Genomic DNA, 17015 nt, shown 5'->3' on the forward strand with positions numbered 1-17015 from the left:
GTGGGTCATGACCACGATCGCCGACAACTGGAAGGTCCACGCGGATCATTTCTGGCTGCGAGGCCGGCGGCCGGAGCGGCCGGTGGCCTTCAACGAGGCCACCGGGATTTGGGACGTCTTCGGCTACGCCGAAGCCCTCCAGGTGGTCAACGATCACAAGACGTTCTCCTCCGACACGACCCGCGTGGTTCCGGAGCAGGGTGAGTTCACCGACGGAAATCTCGTGCAGATGGACCCACCCCACCATGGCAAGCTGCGCAAACTGGTCAGTCACGCGTTCACCCCGAAGGTCGTCGCCGATCTGGAGCCGCGGATCGGCGAGGTCACCCGCGAGCTGCTCGACGCGGTGGCCGGCCGGGACCGGATGGAACTGGTGGAGGACCTGGCCTACCCGCTACCGGTGATCGTCATCGCCGAGCTGCTGGGAATACCCGCGAGCGACCGGTCCATGTTCAGGAAGTGGGTCGATCGGCTGTTCACCGACCCGGAGCAGTTCTCCCTCGCCGAGCCGACGGAGGAGCAGCAGCACAGGCTCGACGTGGCCCTGCGGGATGTGCGCAAGCTCAAGGCCTATCTGACCGAGCATGCGGCCGAGCGTCGCCGCAGGCCGCGGGCCGACCTGCTCACCCGGCTGGTCGAGGCGGAGGTGGACGGCGTCCGCCTCACCGAGGACGAGGTGGCGAACTTCGCCAATCTTCTCCTGGTCGCCGGGCACATCACCACCACGCTCCTGGTCGGGAACACGGTGCTCTGCCTGGACGCCAATCCGGAGCAGCGGGCCAGGGTCCGGGCGGACCGCTCGCTGGTGCCGGGCGCGATCGAGGAGTCGCTGCGGCTGCTCAGCCCGTTCGCGGCACTCTCCCGGGTCACCGACGCCGAGGTCGAACTGGGCGGACAGCGGATACCGGCCGGTCGGCTTCTCCTGGTGTGGATCGCCGCGGCCAACCGCGATCCCGCCTGGTTCCCGGATCCGGACGTGTTCGACCCGGCCCGGGATCCCAACCCGCATCTGGCTTTCGGCCGGGGCATCCACTTCTGCCTCGGCGCCCCGCTCGCCCGGCTGGAGGGGCGGGTCGCCCTGAACATCCTGCTAGACCGCTACCCGGGCCTGCGGACCGACCCCGGGGAGAGCCCGACCTTCAGCCCCAGCCCCGGTCTTACCGGGGTGAGCAGACTGCCGCTGCTGATCGGCGACTGAAGCCCCGGCTCTTCCGAGATAGGGGGGATGGGTACGGCCCGCGGATGCCCCTTCCGCGGGCCGTACCTTTCGTTCGGGACCGCGCCGTGTCCCCCGCCACCGTGACGTCGAGGGATTGTCGGGCTGAGAACGGGGGAGTACCGTCTTGGTTGACTTGACAATTTACTTGATGTAATCACGCGGAGGTGGGGGTCCTCGCGTGGCCGAGGGCCGACTCACTCCCTCTCCCGCCTTCCACGAGCGGATACGGCCACGGGTGGACAGCTGAGCGGAAGGGCGTGTCATGACCACGATCGCCGACAAATGGAATCTCCACGCGGATCATTTCTGGCTACGGGGCCGACGACCGGATCGGCCCGTGTGCTTCAACACGGTCACCGGGATGTGGAACGTCTACGGATACGCCGAGGCGCTGCGGGTCATCGGCGAACCGAGGACGTTCTCCTCGAACACCGGCAGGGTGATCCCGGAGCGAGACGAGTTCAGCGAGGGCAACCTCGTGCAGATGGATCCGCCGCTCCACGGCAAGCTGCGCAGACTGGTCAGTCACGCGTTCACCCCGAAGGTCGTCGCCGATCTGGAGCCGCGGATCGACGCGGTCGCCCGCGAGCTGCTCGACGCGGTGGGGAACCAGGGCCGGATGGAACTGATCGGCGACCTCGCCTACCCCCTACCGGTGATCGTCATCGCCGAGCTGCTGGGTGTGCCCGCCGACGACCGGTTCATGTTCAAGGCCTGGGTGGACAAGCTTTTCAGCAGCTCGGAGCAGTTCTCCCTCACCAACCGCACCGAGGAGCAGGAACGCAGATTCGAAGAGATCACCGGAGAGGTTCGCAAGCTCACCGCGTATCTGGGTGAGCACGCGGCCGAGCGGCGGCGCAGGCCGCGGGCCGACCTGCTCACCCGGTTGGTGGAGGCGGAGGTGGACGGGGTCCGCCTCACCGAGGCCGAGGTGGTGAACTTCGCGAACCTGTTGCTCATCGCCGGGCACATCACGACCACGTTGCTGCTGGGCAACACGGTGCTCTGCCTGGACGCCCATCCGGAGCAGCGGGCCAGGGTCCGGGCGGACCGCTCGCTGGTGCCGGGCGCGATCGAGGAGTCGCTGCGGATGCTCAGCCCGTTCGCGGTCCTCGCCCGCGTCAACGAAGAGGAGGTGGAGCTCGGCGGGGCACGCGTCCCTCCCGAGCAACTGCTGATGGTGTGGCTGTCCGCGGCCAACCGGGACCCCGCCTGGTTCCCGGATCCGGACGTGTTCGACCCGGCCCGGGATCCCAACCCGCATCTGGCTTTCGGCCGGGGCATCCACTTCTGCCTCGGCGCCCCGCTCGCCCGGCTGGAGGGGCGGATCGCCCTGAACATCCTGCTCGACCGCTACCCGGGCCTGCGGACCGACCCCGGGGAGAGCCCGACCTTCAGCCCCAGCCCGAACATGACCGGCGTGACCAGGCTGCCGTTGCTGCTCGACGACTGAGAACCGGGCTCGCGCCGCGATCGGTGGATGACGGGGACGGCCGCGGCCGTCCCCCCACGGCTTCACCGAGCCCATTTCCTCACGGTCCGGCCGACCTTGTGGCGTGCTCTCCACATGGCTGCGGTGACGCGTGCCTTGCGCAGCTGGGAGGGCCGGCGCGCTTCGCGTGCCGGTTTCGTGCGCGCCAGGTCGGTGAACAACTCCTCATATCTGACGGCGATCGGTTCCGGGTCGAAGCGGGTCGAGCCCTGGAGCGCCGCCTGGCCCATCCTTCGCCGCTCCCGCTCATCGCCGATCAGACGCAGCAGGGCCCGGGCGATCGCGTCGACGTCGCCTCGGGGGACCAGAAGACCGTCCACCCCGTGGTGGATGATCTCCGCGGGGCCGAGTGGGCAATCCGTGCTCACCACCGGCAATCCGCAGCGCATGGCCTCCACAATGGTCATGCCGAACGATTCGGCGTCCGACGTCGTGGCCGCGATGGAGGCGGCAGCCCACTCCGCTTCCAGTGAGCCGCGCACTCCCATCAGCTGAGCCCGGCCGGTAAGACCGAGGGCGTCGATCCGGCTGCGCAGTCTGTCCTTCTCGCCGCCACCCCCGTAGATTCGCAGCCGCCATTCGGGGTGTTCGCCGGCCACCTTGGCGAACGCTTCGATCAGCAGGTCGTAGCGCTTTCCCGGAGCCAGGCGCCCGGCTGCCATCACGATCGGTTCCCTGTCGGCATCGAGGGCGGTTCGCGGCCGCGGCACACTGTTCGGCACGGCCAGCACCTCGACTCCGGGCAGTCGCATCCTGCGACGGTAGACCGCGGCGTCCGCCTCGGTCGTCGTCACCAGCGCGTCGAGGGCGCGATAGCTGTGCGTCAGCACGGCCCTCAGCGCCCTCGAGTGGACGTCGTGGGTGAGGTGTTCCTGGCCGATGCGCAGGAGGCCCGCCGGCCCCATCCGCGCGAGGCATACGTTCAGCCCCGGCCGGGTGCCGATCACCACCTGCGCGTCCGTCGTCGCCAGATAGGCGGCGATCCTTTCGTCGGTCAGCCTGCTGTACTGCTGATACGGCTTGTCCGTCATGGGGAACACCACCGACGGCACCGCGTGGGCCGGGTCCCCGGCGTCGCCGGTCTCGCTGTTCTTGCGGAGGTCGATCAGGGGGTGCAGGCGTATTCGCGGATCGACCTTGAAGACGGGTTTGTCACGGCGTCGGAAGATCGAGGTGATGACCGTCTCATGCCCCCGCTCGGCCAGGGCCGTGGCGAGGTTGAGTGTGGCGCGGATCGTCCCTCCCACCCCGTATGCGTGATGCATCAAGAAAGCGATCTTCATAGAGGCCCCCGGAAGTCGTGGATGCGAGACCCCCCGCCCATGCGGGCGCACCGGTGGCCCGAAACTCAGGACGCCCTCGGGGAGCCGCGCCTGTCATGATCCGCTTGGGCTGATAACTCTAACTTCGACAGGGAATCGGCCAGTCAGAAAGTGTCGTAAATGTCATGGTTAAGTGAGCAAGGTCGGTAAACCGGTCTTGATTGTGCAAGCAGGCCGCCGCACCTTCCACCCGGAACGGGGTGTCGCGCCGATCCGCTGGTACGGCGTCCGTGCGGCCGGGTTCGCCTCCGACCTGGGTGCCCCCGGCACCCGTGGAGAAGTCGCTTCCCGGATCAACGGGAGATTCATCTCGGGATTGGGCTATCATCGTGGTATGGCGATGAATCGTGAAGGTGGTCGATGTGTGAGCGCCGACATCGCCGCCGGGGTCTCCCCGGCGGCGGCGCTGTTCCACTCCCTGGCCGATGAGACCCGGCTGCGCATCGTGCGGCGGCTGGCCCGCGGTGAGGTGCGCGTGGTGGACCTCACCGCAGAGCTCGGGCTGGCCCAGTCGACCGTGTCCAAGCACCTGGCCTGTCTGCGGGACTGCGACCTGGTCGACTACCGCGCCGAAGGCCGGCAGTCGTTCTACTCCCTGACCAGGCCCGAGCTGATCGATCTGCTGACCTCCGCCGAACACCTGCTGGCCGCCACCGGCCATGCCGTCACGCTGTGCCCCCGCCACGGCGCCGGGGCACCGGAACCCGGCAGGGAGCCGGTGTCGTGACAGTCCTGCCGAACCTTGGTCCGGCCCCGGCCCGCCGCGCCCTGCTGCGCCGCCGGATCCGGCTGCTGACGGGGGCAACCATCGCCTACAACACGGTCGAGGCCGCGGTGGCCGTCACCGCCGGGGCCGTCGCCTCATCCGCCGCCTTGATCGGGTTCGGCCTGGACTCGATCGTCGAGGTGACCTCGGCCGCCGCGGTGGCCTGGCAGTTCTCCCGGCCCGATCACGAGAAGCGGGAGCGGGCCACCCTGCGCGTCATCGCGATCTCGTTCTTCGCCCTCGCCGCCTACGTCACCGTCGACGCGGTGAGCGCCCTCGGCGGTGGCGGCGAGGCCGAGCACTCCACGCCCGGTCTGGTGCTCGCCGGACTGTCCCTGCTCGTCATGCCGTTCCTGTCGGCCGCACAGCGCCGCGCGGGCCGCGAACTCGGCTCGGCTTCGGCCGTGGCCGACTCCAAGCAGACGCTGCTGTGCACCTACCTGTCGGCGGTGCTGCTCGCCGGGTTGGCGCTCAACAGCCTGTTCGGCTGGTCGTGGGCCGATCCGATCGCCGCCTTGACGATCGCCGCGGTCGCGGTCAAGGAAGGCCGCGACGCCTGGCGCGGTAAGGCCTGCTGCGCCGTACCCGCCGCGGCCTCCGAGGCCGGTACCTGCTCGGACGGCTGCTCCACATCCCCTCAGGAGGTCAATCGATGATCGGTCGCCCGATGCCCGCCGCCGTGCGGGCCGCCTACCGCGCCGAGATGGGCGCGGCCCGTACCGCCGCCGAGCCGGCCGCGCGGTGGCGGCACCTGGAACGGGCCCACATCCTGTCCCAGCCCTGGCCGTGGCCGCACACCCGCAACCACGTCGCCATGTTCGCCCTTGCCCTGCGGCAGCGCGATCGGCGCGAAGCGCTCGGCCAGGTGGTCCGCATCATCGTGGCCGCCCCGGGCTCGGCACTGGGCCGTTACCCCGAAGGCAACACCGGCCGGGCCGGCGTCGGACTCACCGTGCCCATGCCGGTGCCCGAAGACCTGGCCGCGGTGCTGGCGACGGCCTGAGCCGGGCCGGTGCCGACCGGGACATCAGCTTTCGGTCGTGGCCTGGGCCTGGATCGGAATGCGCTTCCCCTCCGGCTTGGGCTCGCCGAGTTTGACGCTGACCTCAAGAACGCCCTTGTCGTAGGTCGCCCGGACATCCTCCTCGTCCACCCCGGCCGGCAGGGTGAGCGAACGCTCGAAGGATCCGTAGCGGAACTCGGTCCGGTGCGGGTCCTTGTGCTCGTCCCGCCGCTCGGCCCGGACGTTCAGCACACCGTTGGTCACGGTGATCTCGACGTCGCGTTCCGGGTCGATACCCGGCAACTCGGCTCGGAGCACGTACCGCCCGTCGTCCACGTAGTCCTCGAACTTGATGGGCTGCGTTTCGGCGGTCCGCATCGCGGCGAACGGAAATTCCAGCCAGTCGAACAGCTCGGGCATAAGTCCCCGCTGCTGACGAAGCATCGGCATACTCATGGGAACCCCCCCTGTCTCCTCGTGGTACTCCCACCTTCCATTACACCGCGCGACCCTCCTTGATCGCAGGGTCGGAGGTCCCGACCTCGGAGGACCTCCGACCGAGGGGCAAAGGGTGCCGCTCCCGAATCAGTCGTCGCCCACGAAGTTGGCGCCGATGTCGAGGGCCATGGCGCCGTTGCCGGCCAGGAGGCCGCCGTCGACGGGCAGGTCGATCCCGGTGATCCAGGAGGCGCGCTCGCTCACCAGGAAGGACACCGCCTGGGCCACGTCGTCCACGGTGCCCACCCGGCCCATCGGGTACCAGGCGGCGGCGCGGTGCAGGGTGTCCGGATCGATCGAGAGACGTGCCCGCCAAACCGGGGTGGCGATCGTGCCGGGGGAGACGGAGTTGACGCGGACGCCGTACCGGCCGTACTGGACGGCGAGGCCGCGGGTGAGGTTGAGCAGCCCGGCCTTGGCCGCGCTGTAGGTGTCGTTGCCGACGTACCGGTGGCCGTTGACCGAGGCGATGTTGACGACGGCGCCGCGCCGGGCCTGGCGCATGCCGGGCATGACCGCCTGGCAGAGCCGGATCGCGCCGCCCAGGATGACGTCCACGTCCGCCTGCCAGTCCGGCTCGGGCGACGACTCGAACTCCCCGTTGCTGCAGACGGCCGCGTTGTTGACCAGGACGTCCAGCGGACCGTGCCTGTGGATGATCGAGGTGATCGCGGCCCGCACCGACTCGGCGGAGCGGACGTCGAGCGCGACGGCCTCGGCGCCGTCGATCCCGGCGGCGACGGCGCGGGCCGCGTCCAGGTCGAGGTCGCTCACGAATGCCCGGTACTCGGGAGCGAGCGTACGGGCGATGGCCGATCCGATTCCGCCTCCGGCACCGGTGATCAAAGCGAGACGGGGGGAACCCGAGGTGGACATGGATCTCCTCTCCGCGGCTCAGCCTTGTGAGCGTGCCCGCGATCTGCCCCGTGGTGATCTTTCGATGATCGCAGATTGCGGCGCTTCGTGTCCTCCACGGCGGTGTCCCGGTCCGCAGACCGTCCCGAGCGGCCCTCACCCACCAAGACCGAGAGCAGGGGAATCCCCGTAGAGCGCGGCCAGGTCACCGGAAACGCGTCGGACCGCCACGCGGCGGCGGTGATGAGGTCCGGATGGAAGCCGTTCGCCGAGAAGCGCGCACGCATCGCCCGGTCCGTCAGATGCCCTTGGACCCTGGGCGAGGCGACGGGCTCCCTCCGGGCGGACGGTCAGGTCCGTCTCGGCGGAACCGCCCGGATGAGTGTGGCCGGCGAAGGCGTCTCAGTCGAAGTCGACGACCGCGGTGCCGATGTCCACGGCCATGGCGCGGCTGCCGGCCAGGAGGCCGCCGTCGACGGGCAGGTCGATCCCGGTGATCCAGGAGGCGCGGTCGCTCACCAGGAAGGCCACGGCGTCGGCGACGTCCTGGACGGTCCCGACCCGGCCCAACGGGTACCAGGGCACGGCTCGGTCGAGGGTGCTCGGATCGGCCTCCAGGCGTTCCCGCCAGACCGGGGTGGCGATCGTGCCGGGGGAGACGGAGTTGACGCGGACGCCGTACCGGCCGTACTGGACGGCGAGGCCGCGGGTGAGGTTGAGCAGCCCGGCCTTGGCGGCGCCGTAGGTGTCGTTGCCGAAGTACCGGTGGCCGTTGACCGAGGCGACGTTGACGACGGCGCCGCGCCGGGCCTGGCGCATGCCGGGCATGACCGCCTGGCAGAGCCGGATCGCACCGCCCACGATGACGTCCACCTCGGCCTGCCAGAGCGGCTCGGGCTGGGATTCGAATTCCCTGTTGCTGAAAACGGCCGCGTTGTTGACCAGGACGTCCAGCGGACCGTACCGGGTGTGGACGGATTCGATCGCGGCCCGGACGGATTCGGTGGAGCGGACGTCGAGCAGGACGGCTTCGGCGCCGTCGATCCCGGCGGCGACGGCGCGGGCCGCGTCCAGGTCGACGTCGGCCACGAAGACCGTGTGGCCGGTGCGGAGCGTGCGGGCGACGGCCGATCCGATCCCGCCTCCGGCACCGGTGACCAATGCGAGACGGGGGGAACCCGGGATGGACATGGATCTCCTCTCTGCGGCTCAGCCCTTGAGCGCGCCCGCGGTCAGCCCCTTGGTGATCTGCTTCTGCAGGAGGGCGAAGCCCAAGAGTACGGGGGTCACCGTGATCATCATTCCCGCGAAGAGGGTGGACCAGTTGGTGCCGTAGTCGGCGGCCTGGCCCAGCTGGAAGAGCCCGAGCGGCAGCGGCATCCTCTCGGGTGAGTGGATCAGCAGCAGGGCGTAGAAGAACTCGTTCCAGTTCTGCAGGAAGCTGATGATGGCGACCGAGGCCAGCCCGGGCCCCATGAGAGGGAGGATCACCGAGACGAAGGTACGGGCGGGGCCGGCTCCGTCCATCGCCGCGGCCTCCTCCAGCTCGTACGGGAGGGTCTTCATGAAGCCGACCAGGACGAACACGTTGAACGGCAGGTTGTAGGTCGCGTAGACGAGGATGAGCCCGAGGCGGCTGTCGAGCAGCCCGAGATCCTGCATGATCAGGTAGAGCGGGGCGAAGGTGACCATCCACGGGATCATGAGCCCGAGCAGGAAGAGGCCGAGGATCAGGCCGCTGAACCGGAAGGGGATCCGGGCCAGCGGATAGGCCGCGAACACGGCGAGCAGCACACCGATCACGGTCGAGGCGACGCTGACCACGACGCTGTTGCCGAAGAACAACCCGATGTTCGCGCGGTCCCAGGCGTCGGCGTAATTCTCCCACCGCCAGGACTCGGCGACCTGCCAGGGCGGGGTGGAGATGAATTCGGTGTCGGTCTTCATCGAGACGTTGAAGACCCAGGCGTAGGCGCTGATCGAGGAGAGCGCGACGGCGCCGAGCAGCAGGTAGAAGAAGAGATGGTACGGCCGGAACGGCGCGCGGGGTCGGGGTGGGTTCCCCTTCCGTCGCCGGCTGGGGGAAGGCGGAAGGGGCTTCGGGGAGACGGCGGGGCCAGGACCCTCGATCAGCTCAGTACTGGAGGTCATCGCGCTTCATCACCTTGTTGAGGAGCCAGGCCACCGACAACATGACCACGACGAGCGCGACGCCGATCGCCGCCGCGTAGCCGAAGTCGGCGCGGTCGAAGGCGACCCGGTACATCAGCGTGCCCACGGTGTCGGTGGAGCCGAAGGGGCCGCCGCCGGTCAGGATGTAGACGAAGGCGAACGTCTGCAGGCTCTGCACCGCCCACAGGATGGCGAGCATGCGCATCAGGTCGCGCAGCATCGGCAGCATGATGCTGCGGAACACCCGCCACTCGCCCGCCCCGTCGATCCGCGCGGCCTGCAGGACGTCGGTCGGCAGGCGTTCGAATCCCGCGCAGAGCAGGACGACCCAGATCCCGATGCCATGCCAGACGGAGACGAAGGTCACGGCGGCCAGCGCGGTGGCCGGGTCGCCGAGCCAGGTCTTGGCCAGGGCGCCCAGGCCCATGGACTCCAGGGCGGGATTGATCAGTCCGAGGGTGGGGTGGTAGAGGAACTTCCACATCAGCGAGACGACGGCGACCGACAGGACCACAGGGGCGAAGACCACGAACCTGAAGAAGCGTTCGCCGTGGATGCGCTGGGACAGGGCCCAGGCGATCGCCACCGCGGGTGGGAAGAGCATGCCGCTGCCGATGAGGGTGAGCAGGAACGTGTTCTTGAGGGAGTTGAAGAAGTCCGGGTCACCCGCCAGCAGACGGTACTGCTCGATCCCCGCGAACGTCGTCGCCCCGGTCCTGGAGAACTCGTGCAGCGACAGGTCCACCGTCTTGACCAGCGGGTAGAGAAAGAAGACGCCCAGCAGCGCGAGCGCGGGCAACAGGAACGGGACGATGATGCGTCGCTGGGCCGCCTTGTGCATGTGGCCTCCGGGGTCGGCGCCACCCGCGGGCTCCGGTACGGGCGGAGCCCGCGGGGTGGGCGTGGTTGACGGGGTTCAGTTGCCGTGGACCCGGCGCAGCCCCTTGTCCAGGTTCTCCAGGGTCTGTTTGGCGTCCTGCTTGCCGAAGAGCAGCTTGGCGATCTCGGGGTAGACGACGTCCTTCGCCTTGGACTGCAGCAGGCCGTAGTAGGCGGCCTGGAGCCGGTCGGCCTTGCCCACCACGTCGGAGATGCCGGGCAGTCCGGGCGGGCTCGGCACGCCCTTCACCGCGGAGACCTCGCCGATCCGCTCGGCCCGGCGGCTCTGGGTCTCCACACTGGTGACCCGGCGGATCCACTCCAGCGAGAGCGGGATGTTGCCGCTCTTGGCCGAGATCGACATGAGCTGGGCGGCGGCGAGCATGGCGGATTGATCGCCGGTTCCGCCGGTAACGCCGGGGAAGGGGAGGACGCCGAGCTTGAAGTCCGCCGGGATGGCGTCGGCCATCTCACTCACCAGCCAGCTGCCCATGAGGATCATGCCGGCTTTGCCCTGGAAGAACTGGGCCTGCGCGGCGGTGAAGTCGGTGCCCTCGAAGCCCTTGAGGAAGCTCTTCCTGTCGCGCAGGTCCTGGAGCATCTGGAGGCCGGTGAGGAAGCCCGGATCGTCGGTGATCGCTCCTTCGCCCTTGGTGAGGACGCCGTAGGCCTTCTCGTATCCGACGGTGCGCAGCCAGAGGTTGTCGCTCCACATACCCATGTAGGGCTCGAAGAGCCCGGTGACCGCGATCGGGTCGACCCCGGCGGCCTTGAGCGCGTCGGCCGCCTTGGTCAGCTCGTCCCAGGTGGCGGGCGGGGTGATGCCGTGCTTTTCGAAGAGTCCCGCGTTGTAGAAGAGCACCTGCAGGGAGAGTTCGGAGGGGACGCCGTAGATCTTCTTGGTCGCCGGGTGCTCCATGAACTGCAGGACCGCCGGGCTGAACTGCTCCAGCCAGGGCTTGCCGGTGGTCGAGTCGACCTGGTCCAGGTAGGGCTTGAGATCGAGCAGGGCACCGCTGTCGGCCCACTCCAGCAGGGCCGGGTTGGTGCCGTCGAACATCGTGTAGTCGACGTCGGGCGCGTCGCCGGCCCGCCACCTCTGCTCCAGGGCGGGGCGGGCCTTGGTGTTGGCGAAGGTCTGCTTGACGTCGGCTCCGGCGTGGTCCTTCTCCAGCCCGGCGGCGACCTCCTCCAGGAACTTCAGGGACGGGGTGCCGACGGCGGGGAGCACGCCGACCTCGATCGGCCCGCCTTTGATCTCCTGCTGCCAGGTCTTGGCGTCGGGGGCCTTCTCCGCGGCCGGAGCGGGTGCACCGCCTCCGCCGCACGCTGTCAGAGCCAGGCAGGGAACGACGATCAGACCGACCAGCAACTTGCGGGCAATTTCCACCACGGGACCTCCGTCCTTAGTGATATCGGGTTCTTTATCAGCATTTCTAGGGGTTTCTAGGGATCTGTCCTGTTGGTTGATCGTGTCAGGGCAGATCGGGCAAGAGGTCCGCGAACTCCGTGAGGAACACCTCGATGCGGCGGAGTTCCTCCGCGTCGAGCACATGGGCAGGCTTACGGCAGTAGGGGCTGGCGATGAGGCCCCGGCGGAACGAGATCTGCTTCTCCGCGGCGATGATGAGCTCGGTGTCGAGCATCCAGTACGAGATGTAGGGGAGCAGGCGCCGGTGCAGGTCCTCGCCGCCCGCCTCGTCGCCGGTGCTGAGCCGCCGCCAGATCTCGACGTAGATCTCGGTGAACGAGCAGCCCGGCTGGGTGCCGACCGCACCGCGCCGCCAGGCGTCGGGCAGCTGGACGCCGGCGTAGCCCTCCAGGGCGGTCACCGGCGGGTCGAGGGCGGCGAGTTCGGCGATGAGCCGTCCGGGCGGGCTGGACTCCACCTTGACGAGCCGCAGGTTGGGGTGGGCGGCGACCAGGCCCGCCACGGTGGCGGCGTCCAGGCTGCTCCCGGTCTCGGCGGGGGCGTACTGCAGGACCACGGGGGTGGGCGCCACGGCGGCCAGGACGGCGGTGATGTGCTCGATCTGGGACCGGCGCGAGGGGTTGAGGAAGTGCGGGGCGAGCAGATTGATCAAGTCGGCTCCGGCGTCGACGACTTCACGGGCCCGGGCGACGGCCATCCGGGTGGTGTGGTCCTGAACCGCGACGATCGCGGCGAAGTCGTCCCGGCCGGCGGTACGGCTCAGCAGGATCCCGGTGAGCTCGCGGCGTTCATCCTCGGTGAGCTTGTAGTACTCGGAGGCGAACCCGGGGAACATCGCGCTGGTCACACCGGTGCCGAGGACGTAGTCGACGACCCGGTGGAATCCCGCGACGTCGACGTCACCGGTGTCGGTGAAGGGGACCGCCAGAACGGGCGAGACCCCCCGGACCAGGTCCGAGGCGTCACCGCGGCCACCGCCCAGAGGGGTCGTCGCGGGAGCTGCACTCGTCTGGATGTTCATTCGCCCTCCTATCAAGATATCTACGAAATATCGAAAATATTTTTCTAATAATGAACGATATGTGCCCAGGTTCGGGGAAAACAAGGGTTCCGAGCGGACTTACCCAGGGTCGAGGCGGATGTCAGCCCAGCAGGCGCAGCAGGGTTCCGCCGAGCACCTCGCCCCGCGCGTGCTCGTCCAGCGGCCAGTCCTGTACGCGGCGCAGCTCGGCCGCCGGGACGGTGTACGGCGCGTCGGTGGAGAAGACCAGCCGGGAGGGGCCGATCTCCGGGTCCCGGCCGAGCTCGTTCAGCACGGTGTCCCAGGGTGCGTAGCAGGTGTCGCCGTACAGGTTGGGCGCGTACCGCAACGCCGGCGCCGCGTCGATCCAGAAGTCGGTGGCGCCGCTGCGGCCCATGATGAACGGGGTCTGCGGATAGCGCCGGGCCAGGCTCGCCAGTGGCATCGGCAGGGCGCTAGGCGGGGTGCCGGTGCGGACATAGACCGGCCAGCCCGCCTCGGCGGCGACCTCCAGCAGCGGGTCGATCAGCCCGTCCAGCAGGTCGAAGCCCTGGAGCACGCTGTCCACCGCGAGGGCCCGCGCCCCGCCGTCCCTGGCGCGTCTGAGCTCGTCCACGGCGTCGGGCCCGCGCCACGGATTGGCGACCGCGTACGGGATCAACCGGCCTCCGGAGGCGGCGGCGGCCCGGGAGACCAGCTCGTTGCCTTCGCGGTTGTCGTAGGCGAGGCAGCGTTCTCCCGGCGCCACCAGCGCCTTGTCGATGCCGAGCTCGTCCATGGTCCCGATCAGCCGCCAGGCGCTCAGTTCGACCTCGCGGCCCCAGCCCAGCCGCACGTGCGCGTCGACGATCATCGGGTTCTCCCGGCGGTCAGGCCGAGTGCGGAGAGCGCGTCGGCGTGGATGATCTGTTCGATGAGTTCGGACGGGACGCGCGGCAGCGCCGTACCCGCCAGGATGTCGTTGACCCGGCGAAGCCCGGCGATCGCCTCCCCGGTGTTCGCGATGGGAAAGTCCGAGCCGAGCAGGAGTTTGTGGGCGCACCCCCACTCGACCGCGGCCAGCAGGGACTCGTAGCACACCCAGGGCCGCAGGTAGATCGAGGAGACGTCGGCGTAGACGTGGGGATGTTTGCGGATCGTCGCCACGGTCTCCTTGCCCCAGGGATGGCCCATGTGGGCCATCACGATGCGCAGTTCGGGGAAGCGGAGCGCCACCTCGTCGGTGACCAGCGGATAGGTGTAGCGCAGCGGTGCCTCGCGGATGGGGGAGGCGCCTTGGTGGAACAGGATGGGCAGGGCGTTGCGCTCGCAGTAGGCGTAGAACTCCAGCGCGGGCTCGCCGAGCGGGTCGAAGTTCTGGTAGTTCGGGCCGAGTTTGACACCGGCCAGCCCCAGGTCGCGGCAGCGTTCGGCTTCGTCCAGGCAGCCGGGGGAGGTGGGGTCGACGGACATGAAGCCGATACGGCGTGCGGGGTCGTTCGCGACGAACTCGGCGGTGGCGTCGTTGGTCCGCGCCGGGTCGTGCGGGATGCCGGTCGTGGCGGCCGGGTCGGCCACCGCGATGTTGAACACGATCGCGATGTCGGCCGCCGCCATGGCCCGGTCGAAGTCGGCCCAGGTGTTGGTGACGACCACGGGCCGGTCGGTGCGCCAGGAGGTGAAGACCCGCCGCTCGTCCTCCGGTACCGCGTCCCGGTGTGTGGGTGTGTGGGCGTGCACGTCGACGATCATCGAAATTCCTTCAGCAGGTCTTCTTGGGGCCGGACCCCGAGGCCGGGCGCGTCGCCGAGCCGGACGCGGCGGCCGTCGCTCTCCAGCGGTTCGGCGAGGACGTCCTCGCTGTAGTAGTGGGCGCCGATGATGTCGGAGGGGAAGTCCCGCGACAGCGCGGGCAGGGCGCAGGCCACGTGGAGCTGCGCCGCGGCGCCGATGCCCAGCTCGCCGTTGGAGCCGATCAGGGTGTCGACCCCGAAGGCGGCGGCCAGCCGGCCCATCTCGACCGCACGGCCGGGCCCGCCGCTCTTGCCCACGTAGAGGCTGACGCAGTCGGCGGCCTCCGCCCGTACCAGCGCGGTCAGGTCGGCCAGGTTGAAGACGGACTCGTCCGCGATCACCGGGAGGCCCAGCCCGCGGAGTCCCCGCAGGCCGTCGAGGTCGTCCGGGGCCAGGGGTTGCTCGACGAAGGCGACGCCGTGGCCGACCAGCCGGGGGACGGCCCGGGCCGCCTGACTGCGGGTCCAGCCGCCGTTGGCGTCGGCGCCGAGGAACGCCGCGGGCCCGGCGAGCTCCCGGGCGCGGGCGACCCGGGCGAGGTCGCCGTCGACGCCGAGCCCGACTTTGACCTTGAACGCGTGGAACCCGGCGGCGACGGCCGTGTGGAAGACCGAGTCGAGGGCGGGGCCGTCCCCGGAGAGGGAGAGCTTGATCGGGATCTCGTCGTGGTATGGGCCGCCGAGGGCGACGGCGAGCGGGACGCCGAGGCTCTGCGCGTAGGCGTCCCACAGGGCGGTCGAGACGCCGGCCTTGGTGAAGGGGTTGCCCGCCAGGAGCCGGTCCATCAGCCGTTCCAGGGCGCCGACCGGGGTGAGGGACCGGCCGATCAGGGCGGGGGCCAGGATGTTCCGGATGAAGTGGTCCGCGCTGGCGCCGTCCTCACCGCTCCACAGCGGCGTCGCGCTGACCTCGCCGAAGCCTTCGAGCCCGGTGTCGGTCACCACCCGAACCAGCAGGAAGTCGGAGCGGTCGTGTGTGCCGCGGGCGCCGGCCACGACCAGCCCGGGATGGACCTCCAGGCTGAGCCGCGCGGTGTGGATCGCGGTGACGACCGGCCTCATCGGTCGGCCGCCAGCAGCGCCCGGGGGTTGTCGACCAGCATCGCCCGCCGCTGGGCGTCGGTGATCCCCCAGCCGTCGATCTCGGCGACCCGGGCCACCGCGTAGTCCTGGCTCTTGCGGTCGGACAGCCCGGCGTCGGTGCCGAACAGGACCTTGTGGCCTGGGGCGCGGGCGAGGATCTCGCGGGCGGCGTACGGCGGGGTGCCGCAGATGCACAGGTAGAGGTTGTCGGTCTCGACGGTGAGGGCGAGGGATTCGCGCCAGGTGTCGTGCAGACCGCCGTGCCCGAGGACGACGGGGAGGGTGGGATGGCGCCGGGCGAGGGCGGCGATCTGGCCTGCGGTGGAGTAGGGCGGGGTGCCGTCGTGGCTGAGCAGGATGCCGCCTCTGGCGGCGAGTGCCTCGCAGATCGGGTCGAGGGCCAGTTCGTGCATGCTGAAACCCTGGAGCCAGGGGTGGAGTTTGAGGCCGCGCAGGCCGAGCCGGCCGAGCATCCGGTCCACCTCGTCGGCCGCGTCCGGTTTGCGGGGGTGGACGGTGCCGAATCCGGTGAGCCGGTCGGGGTGGCGGGCGACGAACGCGGCGAGGTCGTCGTTGGTCTCGGGGGTGGCGTCGAAGAGGCCGTCGTGGCTGAGGACCAGCGCGTGCTCGATGCCGGCGGAGTCCATGAAGGCGACGAACTCGTCGGCGCCGAACGGGACGCCGCCCAGCCAGCTCTTGGTCCGCCAGGAGGGGGTGTGGGTGTGGAAGTCGATCACAGGGTGCTCGCAAGTTCGACCAGGCGGCCGGCCGCCTGGGTGATCAGCTGGTCGAGCCGGCGCTTGCCGTCGCCGGTCCGGGCCAGCTCGGGCCGGTCGGTGTAGCCGTCGATCCCCCGCCACACCGCCGCGGCGTGCAGGTCCACCCCGGGGACGGCGAGGGTCGCCGGAGCCCGTTCGCGGGGTGGGCGCGGACCGACCAGGTCGGGCCGGACGGCCAGGACGATCGAGGTCTCGTACTCCCCGGCGTGCCCGGGGACCGGTGCCTGCGCCTCGGGGGAGGCGAGCCGCCAGTAGTCCAGGTGGGCGACGGAGAGGCCGTGCCGGGTGGAGCCGGCGGCGGACGCGGCGTGGCAGACACCGGTGTTGCCGCCGTGGCCGTTGATCAGGACGACCCGCCGCCCGCCCTGAGCGGCGATCGAGCGGAGCAGGTCGTCCAGGACGGCGAGGAGGGTTCCGGGGGAGAGGGAGAGGGTCCCGCCGAACGCCAGATGGTGGTCGGAGGCGCCGAAGGCGAGGACGGGGGCGACGATCAGGGTACGGGCGCTGCGCCCGGCTGCGGCCTGTGCCGCGCCTTCGGCGACGGTCTCCGCGATCAGGGCGTCGGTCGAGGTGGGCAGGTGGGGACCGTGCTGTTCGGTGGCGCCGACGGGGATGAGGACGAGGGCCTCCGGGAGGTGCCGGTTCAGCCGGTCGCGGTCGGCCGCAGTCCAGTGGAGGGCGATCGACACCATTCAAGATCCTTCGATATATCGTATTTATTT

Annotated in this window: 18 protein-coding genes; 5 read left to right on the forward strand and 13 right to left on the reverse strand. The window is 69.9% G+C overall.

The annotated features are described in order from the left end of the window. Nucleotides 1–7: 7 nt before the first annotated feature. Both RUR_RS09470 and RUR_RS09475 read left to right on the forward strand, forming a co-directional pair. Nucleotides 8–1198 (forward strand): cytochrome P450, encoded by a 1191-nt coding sequence (locus tag RUR_RS09470; RefSeq protein WP_283134572.1) that lies wholly within the window; start codon nt 8–10, stop codon nt 1196–1198. A gap of 283 nt (nt 1199–1481) precedes the next feature. Next, a complete protein-coding gene (locus tag RUR_RS09475) occupies nt 1482–2672 on the forward strand; it encodes a cytochrome P450 (RefSeq protein ID WP_283134573.1) in 1191 nt (396 codons plus the stop codon). Between the two features lie 62 nt (nt 2673–2734). Here RUR_RS09475 and RUR_RS09480 read toward each other — a convergent pair whose 3' ends face one another. Continuing rightward, complete coding sequence (locus RUR_RS09480; protein ID WP_283134736.1) at nt 2735–3976, reverse strand: glycosyltransferase family 4 protein; 1242 nt, start codon at nt 3974–3976, stop codon at nt 2735–2737. Between the two features lie 397 nt (nt 3977–4373). Between RUR_RS09480 and RUR_RS09485 the strand changes: the two genes are divergently transcribed. The 3 genes from RUR_RS09485 to RUR_RS09495 are packed head-to-tail and all read left to right on the forward strand — an operon-like array spanning nt 4374 to nt 5802. After that, complete coding sequence (locus RUR_RS09485; protein WP_428846988.1) at nt 4374–4760, forward strand: ArsR/SmtB family transcription factor; 387 nt, start codon at nt 4374–4376, stop codon at nt 4758–4760. After that, nucleotides 4757–5455, forward strand: coding sequence for a cation diffusion facilitator family transporter (locus RUR_RS09490; protein WP_283134575.1), 699 nt, complete (start codon nt 4757–4759; stop codon nt 5453–5455). The genes RUR_RS09485 and RUR_RS09490 overlap by 4 nt, the downstream gene beginning before the upstream one ends. Beyond that, a complete protein-coding gene (locus tag RUR_RS09495) occupies nt 5452–5802 on the forward strand; it encodes a DUF3703 domain-containing protein (protein WP_283134576.1) in 351 nt (116 codons plus the stop codon). The genes RUR_RS09490 and RUR_RS09495 overlap by 4 nt, the downstream gene beginning before the upstream one ends. A gap of 24 nt (nt 5803–5826) precedes the next feature. Here RUR_RS09495 and RUR_RS09500 read toward each other — a convergent pair whose 3' ends face one another. The 12 genes from RUR_RS09500 to RUR_RS09555 all read right to left on the reverse strand — a co-directional run bounded on the left by RUR_RS09500 (nt 5827) and on the right by RUR_RS09555 (nt 16985). After that, the gene (locus tag RUR_RS09500) at nt 5827–6258 is read right to left on the reverse strand and encodes an Hsp20/alpha crystallin family protein (protein ID WP_283134577.1); all 432 of its coding nucleotides are present in this window, start codon (nt 6256–6258) and stop codon (nt 5827–5829) included. Nucleotides 6259–6387: 129 nt separating this feature from the next. Beyond that, nucleotides 6388–7176, reverse strand: a complete 789-nt coding sequence (locus RUR_RS09505) for an SDR family NAD(P)-dependent oxidoreductase (protein WP_283134578.1) — start codon at nt 7174–7176, stop codon at nt 6388–6390. Between the two features lie 381 nt (nt 7177–7557). Continuing rightward, nucleotides 7558–8346 carry an SDR family NAD(P)-dependent oxidoreductase gene (locus tag RUR_RS09510; protein ID WP_283134579.1) on the reverse strand — a complete coding sequence of 263 codons (789 nt, stop codon included), beginning with the start codon at nt 8344–8346 and terminating at the stop codon, nt 7558–7560. Nucleotides 8347–8364: 18 nt separating this feature from the next. Continuing rightward, nucleotides 8365–9306, reverse strand: a complete 942-nt coding sequence (locus RUR_RS09515; protein WP_283134580.1) for a carbohydrate ABC transporter permease — start codon at nt 9304–9306, stop codon at nt 8365–8367. Continuing rightward, nucleotides 9290–10168, reverse strand: coding sequence for a carbohydrate ABC transporter permease (locus tag RUR_RS09520; RefSeq protein WP_283134581.1), 879 nt, complete (start codon nt 10166–10168; stop codon nt 9290–9292). Before RUR_RS09520 ends, RUR_RS09515 begins: the two co-directional genes overlap by 17 nt. A 75-nt stretch (nt 10169–10243) precedes the next feature. Continuing rightward, complete coding sequence (locus RUR_RS09525) at nt 10244–11599, reverse strand: ABC transporter substrate-binding protein (protein ID WP_283134582.1); 1356 nt, start codon at nt 11597–11599, stop codon at nt 10244–10246. Between the two features lie 82 nt (nt 11600–11681). Further along, nucleotides 11682–12659: a dihydrodipicolinate synthase family protein gene (locus RUR_RS09530; RefSeq protein WP_283134583.1), complete on the reverse strand. Its 978-nt coding sequence runs from the start codon at nt 12657–12659 to the stop codon at nt 11682–11684. A 121-nt stretch (nt 12660–12780) separates the two neighbouring features. Continuing rightward, on the reverse strand, nt 12781–13512 hold the full coding sequence (locus tag RUR_RS09535) for an amidohydrolase family protein (protein ID WP_283134584.1): 732 nt from the start codon (nt 13510–13512) through the stop codon (nt 12781–12783). Beyond that, nucleotides 13509–14390 (reverse strand): amidohydrolase family protein, encoded by an 882-nt coding sequence (locus RUR_RS09540; protein WP_283134585.1) that lies wholly within the window; start codon nt 14388–14390, stop codon nt 13509–13511. Before RUR_RS09540 ends, RUR_RS09535 begins: the two co-directional genes overlap by 4 nt. Further along, nucleotides 14387–15493: a mandelate racemase/muconate lactonizing enzyme family protein gene (locus tag RUR_RS09545; protein WP_283134586.1), complete on the reverse strand. Its 1107-nt coding sequence runs from the start codon at nt 15491–15493 to the stop codon at nt 14387–14389. The genes RUR_RS09540 and RUR_RS09545 overlap by 4 nt, the downstream gene beginning before the upstream one ends. Further along, nucleotides 15490–16251: an amidohydrolase family protein gene (locus tag RUR_RS09550; protein ID WP_283134587.1), complete on the reverse strand. Its 762-nt coding sequence runs from the start codon at nt 16249–16251 to the stop codon at nt 15490–15492. The genes RUR_RS09545 and RUR_RS09550 overlap by 4 nt, the downstream gene beginning before the upstream one ends. After that, complete coding sequence (locus RUR_RS09555; protein ID WP_283134588.1) at nt 16248–16985, reverse strand: creatininase family protein; 738 nt, start codon at nt 16983–16985, stop codon at nt 16248–16250. Before RUR_RS09555 ends, RUR_RS09550 begins: the two co-directional genes overlap by 4 nt. Between the last annotated feature and the right edge of the window lie 30 nt (nt 16986–17015).

Origin of the sequence: Rhizohabitans arisaemae, from assembly GCF_025996515.1 — a bacterium.
In the GTDB taxonomy this organism is placed as follows: domain Bacteria; phylum Actinomycetota; class Actinomycetes; order Streptosporangiales; family Streptosporangiaceae; genus Rhizohabitans; species Rhizohabitans arisaemae.

What these genes read in the sequence shown, in the direction of transcription:
- RUR_RS09470 (WP_283134572.1), top strand. Translation starts at nt 8, where the DNA reads ATGACCACGATCGCCGACAACTGGAAGGTCCACGCGGATCATTTCTGG.
- RUR_RS09475 (WP_283134573.1), top strand. Translation starts at nt 1,482, where the DNA reads ATGACCACGATCGCCGACAAATGGAATCTCCACGCGGATCATTTCTGG.
- RUR_RS09480 (WP_283134736.1), bottom strand. Translation starts at nt 3,976, where the DNA reads ATGCATCACGCATACGGGGTGGGAGGGACGATCCGCGCCACACTCAAC.
- RUR_RS09485 (WP_428846988.1), top strand. Translation starts at nt 4,374, where the DNA reads ATGAATCGTGAAGGTGGTCGATGTGTGAGCGCCGACATCGCCGCCGGG.
- RUR_RS09495 (WP_283134576.1), top strand. Translation starts at nt 5,452, where the DNA reads ATGATCGGTCGCCCGATGCCCGCCGCCGTGCGGGCCGCCTACCGCGCC.
- RUR_RS09500 (WP_283134577.1), bottom strand. Translation starts at nt 6,258, where the DNA reads ATGAGTATGCCGATGCTTCGTCAGCAGCGGGGACTTATGCCCGAGCTG.
- RUR_RS09505 (WP_283134578.1), bottom strand. Translation starts at nt 7,176, where the DNA reads ATGTCCACCTCGGGTTCCCCCCGTCTCGCTTTGATCACCGGTGCCGGA.
- RUR_RS09510 (WP_283134579.1), bottom strand. Translation starts at nt 8,346, where the DNA reads ATGTCCATCCCGGGTTCCCCCCGTCTCGCATTGGTCACCGGTGCCGGA.
- RUR_RS09515 (WP_283134580.1), bottom strand. Translation starts at nt 9,306, where the DNA reads ATGACCTCCAGTACTGAGCTGATCGAGGGTCCTGGCCCCGCCGTCTCC.
- RUR_RS09520 (WP_283134581.1), bottom strand. Translation starts at nt 10,168, where the DNA reads ATGCACAAGGCGGCCCAGCGACGCATCATCGTCCCGTTCCTGTTGCCC.
- RUR_RS09530 (WP_283134583.1), bottom strand. Translation starts at nt 12,659, where the DNA reads ATGAACATCCAGACGAGTGCAGCTCCCGCGACGACCCCTCTGGGCGGT.
- RUR_RS09535 (WP_283134584.1), bottom strand. Translation starts at nt 13,512, where the DNA reads ATGATCGTCGACGCGCACGTGCGGCTGGGCTGGGGCCGCGAGGTCGAA.
- RUR_RS09540 (WP_283134585.1), bottom strand. Translation starts at nt 14,390, where the DNA reads ATGATCGTCGACGTGCACGCCCACACACCCACACACCGGGACGCGGTA.
- RUR_RS09545 (WP_283134586.1), bottom strand. Translation starts at nt 15,493, where the DNA reads ATGAGGCCGGTCGTCACCGCGATCCACACCGCGCGGCTCAGCCTGGAG.
- RUR_RS09555 (WP_283134588.1), bottom strand. Translation starts at nt 16,985, where the DNA reads ATGGTGTCGATCGCCCTCCACTGGACTGCGGCCGACCGCGACCGGCTG.